16 protein-coding genes are annotated in these 16,769 nt (G+C 31.6%); 2 read left to right on the forward strand and 14 right to left on the reverse strand.

The annotated features are described in order from the left end of the window. Nucleotides 1-387 precede the first annotated feature (387 nt). The 7 genes from KA833_RS02330 to KA833_RS02360 form a co-directional block, all read right to left on the reverse strand. Complete coding sequence (locus KA833_RS02330; protein ID WP_046208387.1) at nucleotides 388-1,452, reverse strand: Mrp/NBP35 family ATP-binding protein; 1,065 nt, start codon at nucleotides 1,450-1,452, stop codon at nucleotides 388-390. Nucleotides 1,453-1,621: 169 nt separating this feature from the next. Then, nucleotides 1,622-2,029, reverse strand: coding sequence for an MFS transporter (locus tag KA833_RS02335; protein WP_210128061.1), 408 nt, complete (start codon nucleotides 2,027-2,029; stop codon nucleotides 1,622-1,624). A gap of 30 nt (nucleotides 2,030-2,059) precedes the next feature. Next, nucleotides 2,060-2,515, reverse strand: a complete 456-nt coding sequence (locus KA833_RS02340) for a SepA family multidrug efflux transporter (protein WP_046208389.1) — start codon at nucleotides 2,513-2,515, stop codon at nucleotides 2,060-2,062. Between the two features lie 188 nt (nucleotides 2,516-2,703). After that, nucleotides 2,704-4,047 (reverse strand): multidrug efflux MFS transporter SdrM, encoded by a 1,344-nt coding sequence (sdrM, locus tag KA833_RS02345; protein ID WP_046208390.1) that lies wholly within the window; start codon nucleotides 4,045-4,047, stop codon nucleotides 2,704-2,706. Nucleotides 4,048-4,295: 248 nt separating this feature from the next. Beyond that, nucleotides 4,296-4,979, reverse strand: coding sequence for a PAQR family membrane homeostasis protein TrhA (gene trhA / locus KA833_RS02350; protein ID WP_046208391.1), 684 nt, complete (start codon nucleotides 4,977-4,979; stop codon nucleotides 4,296-4,298). 18 nt (nucleotides 4,980-4,997) lie between these two features. Continuing rightward, nucleotides 4,998-6,185, reverse strand: a complete 1,188-nt coding sequence (locus KA833_RS02355) for a UTP--glucose-1-phosphate uridylyltransferase (RefSeq protein ID WP_046208392.1) — start codon at nucleotides 6,183-6,185, stop codon at nucleotides 4,998-5,000. Between the two features lie 115 nt (nucleotides 6,186-6,300). After that, nucleotides 6,301-6,801 (reverse strand): metal-dependent hydrolase, encoded by a 501-nt coding sequence (locus KA833_RS02360; RefSeq protein ID WP_046208393.1) that lies wholly within the window; start codon nucleotides 6,799-6,801, stop codon nucleotides 6,301-6,303. 177 nt (nucleotides 6,802-6,978) lie between these two features. On the opposite strand from KA833_RS02360, the gene KA833_RS02365 reads away from it, so the two are divergent. Continuing rightward, nucleotides 6,979-7,239, forward strand: a complete 261-nt coding sequence (locus KA833_RS02365; RefSeq protein ID WP_046208394.1) for a SunI/YnzG family protein — start codon at nucleotides 6,979-6,981, stop codon at nucleotides 7,237-7,239. A gap of 182 nt (nucleotides 7,240-7,421) precedes the next feature. Further along, nucleotides 7,422-7,739, forward strand: coding sequence for a heme oxygenase (locus KA833_RS02370; RefSeq protein ID WP_046208395.1), 318 nt, complete (start codon nucleotides 7,422-7,424; stop codon nucleotides 7,737-7,739). Nucleotides 7,740-7,843: 104 nt separating this feature from the next. Here the strand turns inward: KA833_RS02370 and KA833_RS02375 are convergent, their stop codons facing one another. The 7 genes from KA833_RS02375 to KA833_RS02405 all read right to left on the reverse strand — a co-directional run bounded on the left by KA833_RS02375 (nucleotide 7,844) and on the right by KA833_RS02405 (nucleotide 16,726). Further along, complete coding sequence (locus tag KA833_RS02375) at nucleotides 7,844-9,217, reverse strand: YjiH family protein (protein WP_046208396.1); 1,374 nt, start codon at nucleotides 9,215-9,217, stop codon at nucleotides 7,844-7,846. Between the two features lie 404 nt (nucleotides 9,218-9,621). After that, nucleotides 9,622-10,584, reverse strand: a complete 963-nt coding sequence (locus KA833_RS02380) for a FecCD family ABC transporter permease (RefSeq protein ID WP_192946168.1) — start codon at nucleotides 10,582-10,584, stop codon at nucleotides 9,622-9,624. Then, nucleotides 10,581-11,615, reverse strand: coding sequence for a FecCD family ABC transporter permease (locus KA833_RS02385; protein WP_070037706.1), 1,035 nt, complete (start codon nucleotides 11,613-11,615; stop codon nucleotides 10,581-10,583). The genes KA833_RS02380 and KA833_RS02385 overlap by 4 nt, the downstream gene beginning before the upstream one ends. A gap of 12 nt (nucleotides 11,616-11,627) precedes the next feature. Beyond that, on the reverse strand, nucleotides 11,628-12,638 hold the full coding sequence (locus KA833_RS02390; RefSeq protein ID WP_046208399.1) for an ABC transporter substrate-binding protein: 1,011 nt from the start codon (nucleotides 12,636-12,638) through the stop codon (nucleotides 11,628-11,630). A 94-nt stretch (nucleotides 12,639-12,732) separates the two neighbouring features. After that, entirely contained in the window at nucleotides 12,733-13,794 is a 1,062-nt protein-coding gene (locus KA833_RS02395; protein ID WP_046208400.1) for an alanine racemase, read from the reverse strand. Between the two features lie 2 nt (nucleotides 13,795-13,796). Beyond that, nucleotides 13,797-15,554 carry an IucA/IucC family protein gene (locus tag KA833_RS02400; RefSeq protein WP_210128059.1) on the reverse strand — a complete coding sequence of 586 codons (1,758 nt, stop codon included), beginning with the start codon at nucleotides 15,552-15,554 and terminating at the stop codon, nucleotides 13,797-13,799. Continuing rightward, nucleotides 15,551-16,726, reverse strand: coding sequence for an MFS transporter (locus KA833_RS02405; protein WP_064209393.1), 1,176 nt, complete (start codon nucleotides 16,724-16,726; stop codon nucleotides 15,551-15,553). Before KA833_RS02405 ends, KA833_RS02400 begins: the two co-directional genes overlap by 4 nt. Nucleotides 16,727-16,769 lie beyond the last annotated feature (43 nt).

The raw sequence follows: 16,769 nt of genomic DNA on the forward strand, positions 1-16,769 counted from the left end.
TCAGTTTTCAATGTTCATTTTCGATAAATAATTGCTTTTCTATCTTATCATCTTCGTTAACGTTTCGTCAACAAAAAATCAATTTATTTAACAATCACTTAACATCACTTTAATAATATTAAAATATTATTTCCTTTTTTTCAAGTATATTTTTTACACTTTTAAAAATTTATTTAAATAATGTTTTGCCGTTTTTGACGACTTTTATATATTATCAATTTGACTATAAAAAGTCAATGGTTTATATAAATTTTTGTAGCAAACTTTTACAACTATATAACAACACATTTGTTGGTCACAAGAAATCATTTTAACACCAATTCAAAAAATTGCAAGAGAAAAAAATGAGTAGAAAACTTTAATTTTCTACTCACGCTTCTAAAAACCTTATTTTTTTGTTTTGTCGATGATTTGTTTTGCCATTGATTGATATATTTTACCTAGTCGATCTTCTGCTTGGTAAATGGATGGTGCGAAATCTTTTGGATTCCATGATGGTTGCTCTAAAGGTAATTGACCTAAAAGCTCAGTTTGCAACTCATCTGCTAATTTTTCTCCGCCACCTTTACCAAATACATACTCTTTATTTCCGGTTTCTTTACTTTCGAAATATGACATGTTTTCTATGACACCTAATATAGAATGTTCTGTATGTTTAGCCATAGCTCCCGCTCTTGCTGCAACAAAAGCTGCAGTTGGATGAGGTGTAGAAACAATGATTTCTTTACTGGATGGTAACATCGTATGTACATCTAAAGCAACATCACCAGTACCTGGTGGTAAATCTAAAAGCAGGTAATCTAAATCTCCCCATCGTACTTCAACAAAAAAGTTAGTTAACATTTTACCTAACATAGGTCCTCTCCATATAACTGGTGCGTTTTCTTCAACAAAAAATGCCATTGAGATTACTTTAACACCATGTCTTTCAACCGGTATAATTTCTTTGCCGTCTACTTCCGGTTTTTTATCTATTCCCATCATATCTGGAACACTAAATCCATATATGTCAGCATCTACGAGTCCAACTTTTTTGCCTTCTCTTGCTAGTGAAACAGCTAAGTTTACAGCAACAGTGGATTTACCAACGCCCCCTTTTCCAGAAGCAATCGCTATAAATTCAACAGGATTATCTTTTGATAATAGCCCTTCTATTGTTTGTGGTTGGTCATCACTGTTACCTCTATATTGTTCAACAACATCAGACGGCAGCTCCTCAAACCTTATCCCAACAGTATTCGCACCATTTTCTTTTAGCACTTCCACAATAGCCATTTGTAAATCTAACTGAGGCTGTCCTCCTAACTGAGCCATTGCCACTTTCACACTTACATGTTCTATCTCATCTTTTGTTGTTACCTCTATGATTCCATCTGTTTCCTTTAAAGGAACATTAATAATTGGATCTTTAAGTTCTCCAACAAGTTCTTTAACTTGCTCTATCGTTAACACAAAGCGTCCCCCTCTATTTTATAAATATATCCATTAATATTCTAACAAACATCACTTAATTTTGCTTTAAGTAGTTTACATTTAGTATAAATATAATCTTAGTAATACAAAAGAAGTTAGCTCAGTTTGTTTTAATTCTTAACAACTGGAGCTAACCTCTATACTTTCTTTATACCTTTCGCATGTTAAATTCGTTGACATCCCTGTTTTCCTTAATAAACAAAGCTATGATAAACCCAATAATAACGAATACACTAATAACTATAAATGAGAACTCCACACCATTAGCAATCGCTTGTCGTTGTAATAGTTCTTTATTTTCTATACCTCTAGCATTCTGAGTATATATCTTTGTTCCTATTGTCATAACTGTAACCATCAAGGCAGTGCCTAAGGAGCCCGTAGTAACACGGCCAAAATTACTTATTGCAGCTCCATGAGAAATCTCTCTTTTATGAAGTGCATTAATGCAAGCTGTATTTAAAAGTGTCTGATTTAATATAGCAATAAAAGCACTGATAATCATAACCGCAACAATCATGTTTCTATTTGTTTTAGACAAATATTCTACGGACACTTAATCACCTCTCACCACTTATATCATCGACTATTTATTCTGATTAAGATTTTCGCTATCAGGATAAAAGACTTCTTTACACACAAATAACATACCCATAATTACAACAATTACCCAAAAATCAATATCTATATATGCATAATGAATGTGAACTATAAAATAGAATAGTAATGTGGTAACAGTAAATGTTATTAAATGATACGTTATTCCTTGAAAATAAGGGTTATCTGGTAGTTTTTTCCTAAAATAATCCATCAAATTTTCAATGATAAACAATGTAAAATAACCCAATACGATATAACTACCATAATAGATCAAGTTATCATAAAAACTTTTATTATAACCAAAGTATGCTAGATGAAAAAATATAAGGATACGACTTAATCCATATAAACCAAATCCTAAGAATGCAAGAAATATAGCACCTGAAATGATAAATACCGAAAGTACAATAAGCGTCGTAAATAAATACTTTATATATTTCATTGCTTACTGTCCTCCCCTTCATCTAATTTATTTTCTGTTTATTTTACATTAATTCTTAATTAAAAAAACTGTTTCTTATTTTACCATTATAACAACATACACCAAAATACAAATAAGCAAGTATTAAAATTCACTAAACTTCAATACTTGCTTAATAATTAAAATACATATGACTTTTCATTTTTATTCTAAGAATTGCATTTGTGATTATCTTGTTTATATTGTGTCTGCCAAAGTACAAACAATATGATTAAGATGATAAGACTAAGTATAATCACATTGTGTATCGGTAAATGGATAAATGAAACCGTTAAACCATAAACTGTTCCCATAATTGTAGAGCCGATAGAATTACCTAGACTTTTCGTTAATGTATATAGTGACATCATGCGTTTCATATTCTGAGGTGACGTTTCTTCTTGAGTTATTACACTGTCTTTCGTATATACTGTTCCAAAGCTAACACCAGCCAGCAATAAACTAAACGCTATAAATATCGGTGTTTTTGTACCTGCGAATATAAAAATGCCACATATTGTTAAAAGAGTAAAAGCAAATATATACAAACCTTTTCTAGACATTTTTGCTTCTAACCTATTTAAATTAAAATTCAACACTAACCAAGCAAAGGAAATTGGAAAAATAACAAATCCACTCTGCAAGGGAGACAGACCCAGTTCTTCTTGTAGATATATTGGCATATATAAATTATATCCCATCAGTATCATTGCATATAAAAAATCTGTAGTAAAAACGAGTATGATAGTTTTATTAAATTCTTTAACAGGGAAGAAAGGAGCTGCTACACCCTTTTCATTTTTAATTAATATCATACCCATAATAATTGCTATAATAAATGAAAGACAATTTAAATACCACAGATTGTTATTCATTACTGTAAACATTAAAAAGAAAACAAACAGATAAAATAACATAAGTCCTTTCATATCTAATTTATGTGAAGTTGTCGTCTGTTCATGTTTAAAATGAAACGTAAATATGACCAATAACATGGCGATGATAGCGATAGGTATATTAACGAAAAATAACCAATGCCAAGTAGCTAATTCTAAAATTCCGCCACCTAAGACCGGACCTATAATACTGGATATCCCCCACACACTACCTACAATTCCCATAATTTTATATCTTAAAGGAATTGCAAAAGCAAGCTTTGGTACAATTTGGCTCAAAGCCATCATTATTCCTGCACCCAATCCCTGAATAAAACGCGAGATAATTAAAATACCAAATGTACTACTTATACCTGAAAAAAAGCTTCCAATTGTAAAAAATACTAATCCCAAAAGTGTTATGTATATAATTTTAGTGCGATCCAATAATTCACCTACAATTGGATTAGCAATCACAATTGCTATAAAGTAAACTGAAAATATCAGTGATATTGAACCAGTCACATTTAAATCTTCTTTTATAGTTGGCAATGCTAATGAAACGATTGAAGTTTCAATTGCAGACATAAACATAATTAGTATTAATGCAACAACAACACCAAATGTTTTTATATTCATATTTAATCTCCTAACACGAAACATTCATTATCAATCATTACTAAATCACTATTTGTGCCTAAGTTCAATAGGTTTCCAGTAAATTACTTCTTTTGCCCTATAAAAATGACTAAAAAGAAAGCGAGAATTAAAATCAAATGAACCATTTTGATTTATCTCCCGCTTCCCTGATTAGCTGTATTTCTTTAATCTCATTAATCTTATAAATTAATAATGTTTTACATTAAAACGTTCCATCTATTCGATCATTACATAAAATATAAAATAGCTATAAAGTGAAACACAGAAGCTATTAAAATAAATAAATGCCAAATCATGTGAAAATACGGTCGCTCTTTTTGTGCATAGAACCAAGCACCTATCGTATAGGCTATGCCACCCAACAATATGAATAACATAAACTTCAAGCTCGTATCGAAAAGAATTGTAGGTAAAAATATTATCCCAATCCAACCCATCACTAAGTACATCGTTAAGCTAAGCTTATGATTTACATGTTTAGCCAATGATTTATAGAGTATGCCCCAAATGGTTATGCCCCATAAAACTATCATTGCTGTCCAACCTATCCAACCACCTACTAACACTAGACATACAGGTGTATAGGTACCGGCAATGGCAATATAAATCATGCTATGATCAATGATTCTAAGAATAAATTTGTGCGACGAATGATTAGGCATTGTATGATATACCGTTGAAGATAAAAACATTAAAAAAATACTTATTACATAGATAGAAACACTAAAAGAACCTAAAATACCATGCGCAAAATAACTTTGTAACGCTGCATATGGTAAAGCGCATAATGTTACAAAGGCAGCGACGCCATGTGATACTGCATTACCAATTTCTTCTCCAAATGTTAATGGTATGATATTTTTAAATGTTTTAGTGACTTTATTACTTTTAACCTCTAATGGTTTAGTCATTAGTGTAATCACCTTTTCTTAGATCCTATTTAAACGTTTTAAATCAGCTGTAGCAGTTTCTACACTATCTTTTCCTTCTTTATTCTTTAACGGAGAAAACTCTTCTTCTCTTGGCACTTGTAATGTAAGAAAACTATTTGCATATTGGAAAATATCAAAATAAAATAATTCAAATTTTAAAGCGGGTTTTTCAATAATTCCAAAATCGTCATCCAATTGTTTAAGCTGTTTTACTGCTAAATGATAAGGCAATTTATTATCTACAGCAGCGTTAATAAATTGTAACTTAAACATATGTATACCAATGTTTGCATTATTTAATTGATTTGCAGTTTCCGCTTCTAGTTCAGAGTATTCAAGCACGGTATCTTTATCAGCATTTTTAACTAACCTTCCAACACTCTCACCGTGTTTAGGTTGAATCGATTTCGTCGTAATATCCATACTATTTTGGAAAGTGTATCCTGCAAAAAACAAATCTAACACCTTCACTAAAACATTATCAATGTTATTTAAAAAGATATATTCAACCCCGTTTTCAGTCATATCTTCAAGATAGCCTGCTTTTTTCAGTGATTTAAATACACCACCGTTACCATTTGGCGTTTCTAAAATAGAACTATCTACATCTAAAATAAGTTTTCCTTCTTCAGATAATGCAACGATATTATCTTGAATAAAGAAATGAACGTGGTTCTTGTCATATCCAAAATAATTTTTTTCTTCAAAAAACAACTGAGTTTGACTATCATTTATTTTACTTGTCATAATGTACCAATCTACATAAACACCCGATTGTTCTTTCAATTCTAGTAATTGACGTGCTTGTAATTCAAATAGGCTCACATCTTCAATCTCAAATGCACCCTTAGGTCCTTTGTATCCTAATCGTGTGCCTTGTCCGCCTGCCATTAAAACTACTGCAAATCTTCCTTTTTTAATAGCTTCTAGGCCAACATGTTCAAATTGTTTAATTTCTTCTTCAGAGAAATTTTCTTTGATATCGTATTTCACTTCATTTACTGAAGATATGTCATCTATTATTTGTTTATTTAAATACAAATCACGATATAAATTTTGAATGTAAGTTAAATCTAATTGATCCACTTGACTAGCTAATTGTTCTTTTTCATTATTACTCATTAATTTTTCAAATTCTATTAGATGTTCTTGGTTAAACTTTTCTAACTCTTTCTTATCTAACATGTCCTCTCTCCTTTATATTCAAAATAGATAAAAAATATATCTTATATCTAATAGGAATATATAATTTCACTATATGCACTTTATATTATTACAAATATAATCACAACCATAATCATCATAAATTTAAAAAGAAATGATTAAAGAATGGTTTGAATAATACGTATAGTGCACCTATTGAAAGCGCGCCTGCTAACGATAAGTCTACTAAGCCACCTGTTTTAAAAACTAAGGGGAATTTAATCGTTAACGGTATTGGATATAATAACTTTACACCTCTAGGCGTTAACATATCTAGTATAACATGTGAAAGCAAACCAAGGATAATTGAAACTAAATAATACTCTGGTGTTTGAATAATATATAAAAGGATACCAATTATAGAAATAAATAATAACGAGTGTGTGAATGTCCTGTGCCCAAACAGTATACGAACAAAAAAACTTAATACTTTGAATCGCCTGCCAATTCTACTCTGCGTGTGACAAATATCAGGTAATAAGCTTGATATAACTGCAAGTGTCATTATTGTTATCGATGTAAATAAATCTGTCTGATAGTATTCTATAGTTAATGCACCTACTAACAAACCGCATGATGTGTGAGTTTTGCCTGTCATGTTCATTGCCCCTTTTCTCGGCTAAATTTTACCATAAAATCCACAATAATGCGAACATACTTTCGTAAAAGACAAATAGTATGACATAATAAATAAAAGTATCACACAATCACTTGAAAACGATTACTTTTTATTGTATGCTATAGCTATAAATAATTTAAAGGATGTGTTCACGATATGGCAATGACAGTAAAAAAAGATAACAATGAAGTAAGAATTCAATGGAGAGTCGCTGATATTAAGATTCCAACAAGCGAGATTAAAAATGTTTCACAAGATCAAAATATCCATGCAGTTCCAAAATTAGATAGAGATAAAGTTTCACGTATTGGTTCTACATTTGGAAAAACTAATCGTGTTATCATCGATACTGATAACCATGAATACATTATTTACACACAAAATGATCAAAAAGTTTATAATGAAATTACAAAATAGTAGTCACTAAAAGTTAAATTTAGTGAATTTAATTGATTATAAAAAGAAGTGAAATTCTGAAAAATAGGATTTCACTTCTTTTTATATGCAAACACATGAAATAATAAATAAGGGTTTGCAATCAGATAACAGTTTAGTTAAATGCTATACTAAAAATATCAAAATGAAAGTAGGTGGAAAATATGTATGTAGTTACTAATCGAATAGATGTTAAGAAAGGGTTTGCTGAAAAGCTAGCTCCGAAATTTACACAAGGTGGAAAAATTCAAGATTTAGATGGCTTTCATCATATTGAAGTATGGTTAATAGACGACGAGACAGATTACGACCAAATGTATGTTAATACGTGGTGGGAAAATGAAGAAGCTTTTAATGGTTGGCTAAAAAGTGATGCTTTTAAAGAGGCGCACAGTCAAAGAAACACTTCTTCACAAGATGAACCATCACCTATTTTAGGAAATAAAATCGTTAAAGCAACTGTTTTAACAAAACTTCACTAATTAAATAAAACACACACATTTACACATATAAGAAACGTTTTAAAGGTCAATCACTTTTAAAATAATTTCAAATACGAGTTTATGTGTGTTTTATTTTGTTTAATTTAATTAAAATAAAGATGGGCCATTAATGCAATAATCGGTAAAGCAATGATTGTTCTAATCAAGAAAATAACAAATAATTTAAAAATACTAACTGGGATTTTAGATCCTAAAATCACGCCACCCACTTCAGATAAATAAATCAACTGCGTAATACTTAAAGCACCAATGACAAACAATGTTATGTCATTTCCAACGCCTTCAATTAAAATAGATGGCAAGAACATGTCAGCAAAACCGATCAAGACAGTTTCTGAAGCTTGTGCAGCTTCTGGAATTTGCAATAACTCTAAATAAGGAACAAAAGGTTTACCTATAATTCCAAATATTGGAGTATAAGTCGCAATGAGCGTAGCTAAAGTTCCAACACTCATCACAACAGGTAATATAACGAACCACATATCTATAACTGTTTTAAAACCAGATTTAAAGAACGATTTGAATCCTGGTGCTTTGATTCCAGTTTCAGTAGCCATGTCAAAACCATGTCTCAAAGCAGTTTTATTTGCAGGTAACTTTTCAGTCCGCATTTCCTCAGATACTTCTTTTGAATATTCATCTTTAATCGTACTCAACGGCCATATTCTAGGTAAAATCAAAGCACATACAATACATGATACAATTACTGATAAATAAAAATAAAAGAAATGATTTTGCATATGTACTGTTTCTGCAACTACAATTGCAAAGGTTAATGATACTACACTGAAGGTAGTGGCTATAACTGTCGCTTCACGTCTAGAATAAAAACCACCTTCATACTGTCTACTTGTTATTAAAACACCAACTGTCCCATCACCAATAAATGATGCTAAATTATCCACTGTCGAACGTCCTGGTAATGTGAATAATGGTCTCATGATTGGTCTGAAAATAGGTCCTAATAATTCCAATAAGCCATACTCCATTAATAAAGGTAAAAAAAGCGCAGCAAAGAAAAATACAGATACAAGCGTTGGTAATAAACTTTCAAACACTAAACCACCAGTATCAGCAGAATAAACTGCTTTTGATCCCATTTTTAAATATGTCATCCAGACAAAAATTACGGCTAAAATTCTTAAAATAAGCCAAACAAATTTGACATTAAATGCATTATTCATTAATCCTTCAGGTTGCAATTTATTTTTTAATACCGTCGAACAGATGATAGATAAAACACCTGAAATAGTTATTATTATTACAATGATTAATGGCATCGCATCACCTAATAAATCTTTTAATAAGCCTGCTAAAAATGCCACTGGTAAAGTTGTTTGCTTTTCGCCATCTTCAGTCACAGTTACAGGAATCAAAAATAGTATGATCCCCAAAACTGACATCAAAATGAATTTTAATCTTCCTTTAATAATTTGTGCTTTACTGTAATCGTCCATTTTGTTCACCCCTTAGGTGTGTATATATTTTTATAAACACTTTAAAAGCAACAGCAATAATTATAACCTATTTTGTATAAATATGTAAATCAAATTTTTATGTCTTTTTAATGTCGTTATTTTTTATAGATAATAAAAGGGAGTGGAACAGAAATCTAATTTTATAAAATAGATTTCGTCGTCCCACCCCGGCAAGCATGACTAGAATTGAAAAAATTATAAATTAATTGCTTGAGCCGTCGCTCATGCATAAGTCCCTTTAACTCGATAAAAAATGAAGTGGACTTTTATTTTCAGCTCAGTCATTTACTGTCAATGTGCAATGAGGCTAGTACGAATCTATTGTTTCTCAGCCTCTACTTTAAATGAAAGCGTTTTCTTTTTCAATCTTTTATATATTAAATTTATAATTTTCTTAATAAAAACAGAAAATAAGGCACACCAACAATAGCGACGATAACACCAACTGGAATATCAATTGGCGGGTGAATACCTCTTGCTAGGCTGTCACTTATCATTAAAATTAAAGCGCCTAACAAACCAGACATAAATGTAATATGTTTGTGCTTGTGACCAACTAACTGTCTAGCCATATGAGGTGCAATAAGTCCTAAAAAGCTTAGACCCCCAACAACAGATATTGAAGCGCCTGCTAGAATAACAGCTAAAAATAAAAGTATTGCCTTTACCTTTTTCACTTTTGCTCCGAGTGCAATCGCTATATCATCTCCTAATGTTAAAATATCTAGTTGATGACAATAATAAAATATCACTGGTAATGTAACAATAAACCAAGGTAATATCACCCACACATTTGACATACTATGACCATATAAGCTACCTGTCAGCCAGACTAATGCCGTATTAGCATCAAGCGGGTTACGTATGAGCATATATTGCACGATTGCTGTACATATCGCACCTATCGCTAAACCAATTAGCGCTAACTTAGAACCTTTTACATTAAATTTTGATATTAATATAGTTAAAATCATACTGATAATTAATGCACCTGCAAAAGAGCCAAACGGTAATATAAATAAAGGCGCTGATGGAAATAACATGATAATTGTAACAGCAGATAAACTTGCACCTTTGGTAATACCAATCACATCAGGGGAAGCTAGCGCATTTCTTACAACGCCCTGTATTAATGCGCCAGAAATGGCAAGGCTACTACCTACAATTAATGCTAAAAACATTCTTGGTGCTCTATATTCGTTAATAATAAAATTATTTTGTGTAAAAAGGCTACTTACTGCTTCAAACGGATTGATGAATACAGCACCTATGGAAAGAGACGCAATCGACGCAATCAATAACAATACTGTGACAAGCGAATATCGAAATATGAATGGTCTCATCATAGCCTTCTCACCCCTTTTATTGTAAATGCTAAGAAATAAAAAGCACCTATAAATGACGTTACTATGCCTACAGGTGATTCAAAAGGAAAGGCAATCAATCTGCTTAAAACGTCAGATAATAATAATAAATTTGCGCCGATAATCATTGTTAAAGGAACCATTAATCTATAATCTGTTTGAATATAATGTTTAACGATATGCGGTACAATCAAACCTACAAAACCGATTGGACCTGCTATTGAAACAGAAGTACCTGCCAGTACAATAACTAAGATACCAATAATCATTCTTATTAATTTAACATTTTGGCCTAATGAAGTTGCTAAATCTTCACCTAATTCCATGATTGTCAATTGTTTAGAAATGATAATTGTACAAATAAATGCAAGTATCAACCACGGCAAGATACCTAAAACTTGCGTCCATGTAATCGACGATAAAGAACCTACTAACCAAAACATTACCGTTGATGTAGCATCTTCATTTAATAAGATAATGCCTTGTGTCATGCTTGAAAAAAATAAATGGATAGCCATTCCAGCAAGCGCTAACTTAATGGGTGTCATCCCTTTTGTTGAGCCAGATAATGCATAAACCGTAAGCCCTCCTATAAATGCACCTATAAAAGCGAATATCGTGGCATAAGTCGACAATGAAGGCATGATCATAGTAATCAATACAATCACGAAAGATGCGCCAGAATTTACGCCAAATATTTGAGGAGAAGCCAATGGATTTCTAGTCATTGCTTGCATTAACAATCCTGCTAACCCTAGCGCTGCACCTATGAATAATCCTGCTAACATTCTTGGGATTCGTACATTATGTATTAAAAATGTTTGTTTAGTATGTGAATGTGTTAAAAAATAATCATTAAAATCATTTAATGTAATATGAGATGCTCCTACACTTAAGTTAAAATAAATAATCACAAAAAGCGCACACACACTCACAATAAATGTGAGTGCTGTGCGTTTATTATGTTTCTTATCTTCAGTTTTGGTTTGGTTAATGCTATTAGACTTAGTCATTTACCGTTCACCTTACTTTTGTTGTTTATCATTTTTTTCATCTTTTGAAATCTCTACTAATTGTTTAGCTATCTCTTCAGAAGAAATGATGCCTCGTGCACGAGCCCAAGTATTTCTATCTACAACTGCAATTCTATCATTTTTAACAGCATCTAAACTTTGCCAAACTGGTTCTTCTTCTTGTTTTTTCAAGTTTGGATCATTTTTTCCCTTGTCCACCATGATAAACATGCGTCCTGGATTAATATCTGAAAGCACTTCTGAATTTAGTTGTAAATATGGTCCTTTCAAATATTTAGATAGGTTATCTGTTTCAGTTTTATTAAGCGCGTTGTTAAAGCCTAATTCTTTCAATAATTCACCAACATATGTGTTTTCTGGATGTGCGAGCAAACCAGATTTGGCAATGACTGTCGCTAATACTGGTTGTGATTTATCCATTGTTATTTCTTTCTTGTATTTATCCATTAACTCATTATGTTTTTTTAGTCTCTCTTTTCCTTTATCTTCTTCACCTGTAGCTTTAGCAATTGTTTTAAAAGCATCTAGGTTATCTTTATAATCACTATCAAAGCTTGGTAACATAATCGTTGGGGCAATTTTTTCTAAATCTTTTTGTATACCCTTATGTCTGTTGCTATCTGCAATAATTAAATCTGGTTTCTGATTACTAATTTCTTCCAAATTTGGTTGTTTACGTGCACCCACTGATTGATAATCACCTATTTTTTCACGAATCGGTGCTAAAATCCTCTCTTTTTTTCCATCATCTGCCACACCAACCGGTTTAATATCTAATGCAGCCAATGCATCAACAAATGAAAACTCAAGTGCAACTACACGTTTAGGTTTTTTATCAATGTTCGTTGTTCCCCCATCATGCTTTATCGTTGTGCCGTTTTTACTTTTGTCGTCATTTTTAGATTGGTCAGAACCATTGTCACTAACCTTACCGCAAGCCGCTAGCAAGATAAGCGTTACTGTAATTAATAACAGACCCATCCATTTAGATCTTTGCTTCATCGTTTTCACTCCTTAGATATGTATCATTACACATCTAATTTTATTGATAACGATTCTCAATGTCAATAATTTTTTTATTAAAACTTGATAAAAATCAAATTTTATTCAATATTCCCTTAATTTGGGGATAACACATTTTTTCAATGATATCATCACGCTTATAGTCTTTTGGTAAATTAGGCACAAACATACTTTGCGCTAAAGCTTTGTAACCTAGGCTAAACTGAATTTTATCTCCAATATGATAATGTTCATTATTTAACAAATCTATCATAAGGTGATCGCTCGTTGCACCCAAAACTTTCACTTGATGATGTAATGGTTGAATATCGTTGACGTCTGTGTCTAAATTTCCTATATCTACAATTGCTTGTAAATAATGTTGACCATCATTTACGTTAATACGTGGCTTAATTTCCACAATTTCTGTCTCTAAAATGATGGCATTTTGATATAAAGTATCAAATGAATGATTCGTCGTCGTTTCAATGCCTCTAAATAAAGTTTCTCCGATCCTTAATTCGTTAATTTTCCCTAAGTCATTATAAAGCATTTGTAATAGCATACTAGAGTTGCCACCTGAGATAACATCGAATTGCATATGCATGACTTCCTCGATTGAAGTTATAAATTGATTAATCAGCTTAACATCTTCTTCAGTCGGAGCAATTGCATTAAAACACATAAAATTAAAAGCCAATCCTTTAAGATAGATATGATGCATGTTAATAATTTCTTTAATATAATCAATCACATCGTAAGTCAACACACCTTCTCTAGCATCTTTCCAATCAACCATTAACAATATATTATGTTTCACATCATAATTACTTGCGATTTCATTGATTTGTCGTATTGTTGCCAATTCAGTTTGAATACTCGTGTCAACGTAATGAACTAAATTTTCTAATTCATTACGGTTACTATTTCTAATTAATGTATAAGACATTGCTTTATCCGTACTTTTTTGAATATTACTGATTCTTGCGTCTGCAACATGTGTAATGCCAATATTTTTAAACATTTCAACGATTTTTTCATCGCCAGCCACACATTTAATCACAGGTGTAAAATCAATATGGTGCTGATTTAAAAGCGCACTTAAAGTCATGGCATTGTACTTAATTTTAGAAAGATTTACTTTGATCTTTGCCATAATTACACCTCTTTACTTAAAGGGTTATCTAAATCTACAGTTAAATAATTTTTAACCTTACCTTCCATTCTCATGCGTAACAATGCTTTTACATTAATCTTGGATCCAAATAAGGTTTGTCGTAATATTTGTGCATGTGCTTTTTGAGGGTCAATAGATTGTTCAACAGCTTCACGCACAAGTTCAAATAATTCATCTGCTTCAATATCTTCATATTGTGTAAAATGATGGATTAGTTCTGACATTTGATTTTGAATGACTGCATGTTGGAATTTTGCGATTACCGCTTCAATATTTTCAGCTATTAAACTTTTATTAGTAATATTAATGTGAGGTAATCGGCCCCTCAACGTATTTAAATCAATCCTTGAGCCTCCTAAATCTCTAATCAAAAATTCCATTTTAAATTCTTGATCCAAATGAACAATGGTATTTTGCATATGTGCTTCTAAAGCAATACCATAATCTTGGATATACGCTATTAATGGTTTTATAAGCGTTAATGCATAATTACTAATAAATGTTTTAATTGAAGCTTTGCTTACTTTTAAACCAAGCCATTCTATATAACTATCAACAATAATTTGATTATCTACAGGGTTTCTGTTGACTAAACTTCCTGTTACTATCGTGAGACCAGTGTTTGAAATTTGTGGCTGATAGCGCACGATACAAGCTAATTGTCGTGCGCTATCTTCATCTGTATCAGCATGTAAACCATAGGGCTCCATAGCGACTTTCAATTGAGGATATACATCCATCATATCTTGTAACTCATAACTTAATTTCGGGCCATCAACGGTGGTTACTGATGAAACAGTTCTCACTGCACTTGTCGCCTGTACATTGATTGGTAACTTGACATGAAAAGATTTATCGAGCAAATCCATTGTTCTAAAAGACAATGTTGCTTTGGATTTTATGTCAAAGGGCGTCGCTAAAAGACGTTGTGTTTCTATCCAATGACCAAATTGTTGTGGAATAACATTTTCATATTGCCATGGATGTACAAGTATAATGCGATAATCTGCTAATTCTAAATCATGTGAAGCTAGAAATACTTTTATTTTATCTTTATATTCAGGAATGACTTGATTGATGATATATTGTTCATCACCTTCCATCGCAGTTGCTATACAAAATTGTTTATGAATAAGCATAATTTTCAATGGAATAATTTTTTCAAATTCCGGCGCATATAATTTAACTTCTTCTTTCGTTAATGGCAGCTTTGTTTTAGTTAAAGGATGCGTAGGATGGCCTTCCTCTACAAGACTTTCAGAATAAATTAAATCATTTACACCATTATTTTCTTTCATATGTTGAAGCCATGTAAAAAAGTTGATGGTCCTAGGCATTCTTGAAAATTTCAAACTATCACGAATGTTAGATTGTCTATGCTTAAAATTTTCATAACTCATCGCTAAACCTTCTCGGCTTGATTGTAACTCTGCAGTTAGTCTAGCGCTAATAGGAATATCAAATTGATTTGTTAATATTTCAAGTAATTGTTCCAAAGTTTTAATAGTGACACTTGCATCACCTTTAATATAACGTAGCTCACCCTCAAAAACATAACGCATTAACGGACTCTTTCTGATATAGTTAACAGCTAATGCTTGTCCTTTATATTGTAGTTCTACGCAGTTATCAAAAGATTTAAAAAACATTTTCTCTGGAAAAATATGTTCTTTAAGAATCGCATTAAACATGCGATATTGAATATTTAAATCTGCTGATTTCCATAAATGATGCATCATACAACATTGCCTCCGTTTCTTCTTTGTCTGTTAATCATGCCAAATATTAATGCAATCGTTAAGGTGCTTAATCCCATAATTATAAATGTTTCAATAACACCTATATATTCTGTTAAAAAACTCATGATCATAGCACCTAAAGGAATCATCCCCCTATCCATCATTACAACACTTAATACCTTCCCTCGATGCTCTGATTTAACACGATGTTGAAAATAAATCCTATTGGTTGTACGCGCCCATTGACTGAACAGACCGATTAAGAATATTGAAATAAAAAATAATATCGTATTCTGGCTAATACTGCCTAACAAAGAGACGCCAAATAATATCGAACTATAATAATACATCTTCACCATAGGAATATTTTCTAATAAATTAGGTAAAATCATCGTCGCAATAATTCCACCTATTGCGCAACATGTCATCGCTGTCCCAAACATCGTGACTTGTTCAGGGAACGTCTTATCTGTTAAAACTGGTAATAGTGAAGTATATGTAAAACCGCTAGCCATGATAAACAAGGATGTTACAAATATCCTTGTACCCACGCTATTATCCTTAAAATATTCAAACACAAATTTAATACTCATTTGTTTTTCCACTTCATTATAATGCGGTTGTTCAAACTTTAGAGGCAAACATAGTATCAGAGATATTAAGTAACATATCGCTTGTATACTGAAACTTATTTGTGCGTTATAGTTTGCCATTACTAAACCAGCTATAGCAGGACCTATTGATCGACAAATATTAATAATAAATGAATGGTATGAAACCACCTGAGTTGTTGTTAAGCGTTTCGACAAATCTGGTAGCACAGATTGACGTACTGGTGTTTCTATTGCACTCATCATACCTCTACCCAAAGAATATAATAAAAATACTACAATCGGTATATCCCAATCTTGAAAGATTAAGACACACAGTAAAGTGGTAAGTAGAAAAGAGGAAGAGATAGTTATTTTCAGTAGTTTCCCCCTATTATATCGATCTGCTATTGCACCAGCCCATACACTTATGAGCAAAATAGGTACAAGGCGGAAAAAATTAATCAGTCCAAGATAAATTGCGTTATGATATAACGAATACACATACCAATTTAAAGTGATATGTCCAATCCAATTTCCTAAAAACAATAGGAAAGAACTTGAAAAAAAGTACTTTGCCATATTTTCACCCGACTTTTTAATTGATAATAATTATCATTATCGA

It is taken from the genome of Staphylococcus sp. GDY8P67P (assembly GCF_017892545.1).
Taxonomy (GTDB): Bacteria; Bacillota; Bacilli; order Staphylococcales; family Staphylococcaceae; genus Staphylococcus; species Staphylococcus ureilyticus.

Excerpts from the sequence above, each read along its gene's own strand:
- KA833_RS02340 (WP_046208389.1), bottom strand. The coding sequence starts at position 2,515 with ATGAAATATATAAAGTATTTATTTACGACGCTTATTGTACTTTCGGTA.
- sdrM (WP_046208390.1), bottom strand. The coding sequence starts at position 4,047 with ATGAATATAAAAACATTTGGTGTTGTTGTTGCATTAATACTAATTATG.
- trhA (WP_046208391.1), bottom strand. The coding sequence starts at position 4,979 with ATGACTAAACCATTAGAGGTTAAAAGTAATAAAGTCACTAAAACATTT.
- KA833_RS02355 (WP_046208392.1), bottom strand. The coding sequence starts at position 6,185 with ATGTTAGATAAGAAAGAGTTAGAAAAGTTTAACCAAGAACATCTAATA.
- KA833_RS02360 (WP_046208393.1), bottom strand. The coding sequence starts at position 6,801 with ATGACAGGCAAAACTCACACATCATGCGGTTTGTTAGTAGGTGCATTA.
- KA833_RS02365 (WP_046208394.1), top strand. The coding sequence starts at position 6,979 with ATGGCAATGACAGTAAAAAAAGATAACAATGAAGTAAGAATTCAATGG.
- KA833_RS02370 (WP_046208395.1), top strand. The coding sequence starts at position 7,422 with ATGTATGTAGTTACTAATCGAATAGATGTTAAGAAAGGGTTTGCTGAA.
- KA833_RS02375 (WP_046208396.1), bottom strand. The coding sequence starts at position 9,217 with ATGGACGATTACAGTAAAGCACAAATTATTAAAGGAAGATTAAAATTC.
- KA833_RS02380 (WP_192946168.1), bottom strand. The coding sequence starts at position 10,584 with ATGATGAGACCATTCATATTTCGATATTCGCTTGTCACAGTATTGTTA.
- KA833_RS02385 (WP_070037706.1), bottom strand. The coding sequence starts at position 11,615 with ATGACTAAGTCTAATAGCATTAACCAAACCAAAACTGAAGATAAGAAA.
- KA833_RS02390 (WP_046208399.1), bottom strand. The coding sequence starts at position 12,638 with ATGAAGCAAAGATCTAAATGGATGGGTCTGTTATTAATTACAGTAACG.
- KA833_RS02395 (WP_046208400.1), bottom strand. The coding sequence starts at position 13,794 with ATGGCAAAGATCAAAGTAAATCTTTCTAAAATTAAGTACAATGCCATG.
- KA833_RS02400 (WP_210128059.1), bottom strand. The coding sequence starts at position 15,554 with ATGATGCATCATTTATGGAAATCAGCAGATTTAAATATTCAATATCGC.
- KA833_RS02405 (WP_064209393.1), bottom strand. The coding sequence starts at position 16,726 with ATGGCAAAGTACTTTTTTTCAAGTTCTTTCCTATTGTTTTTAGGAAAT.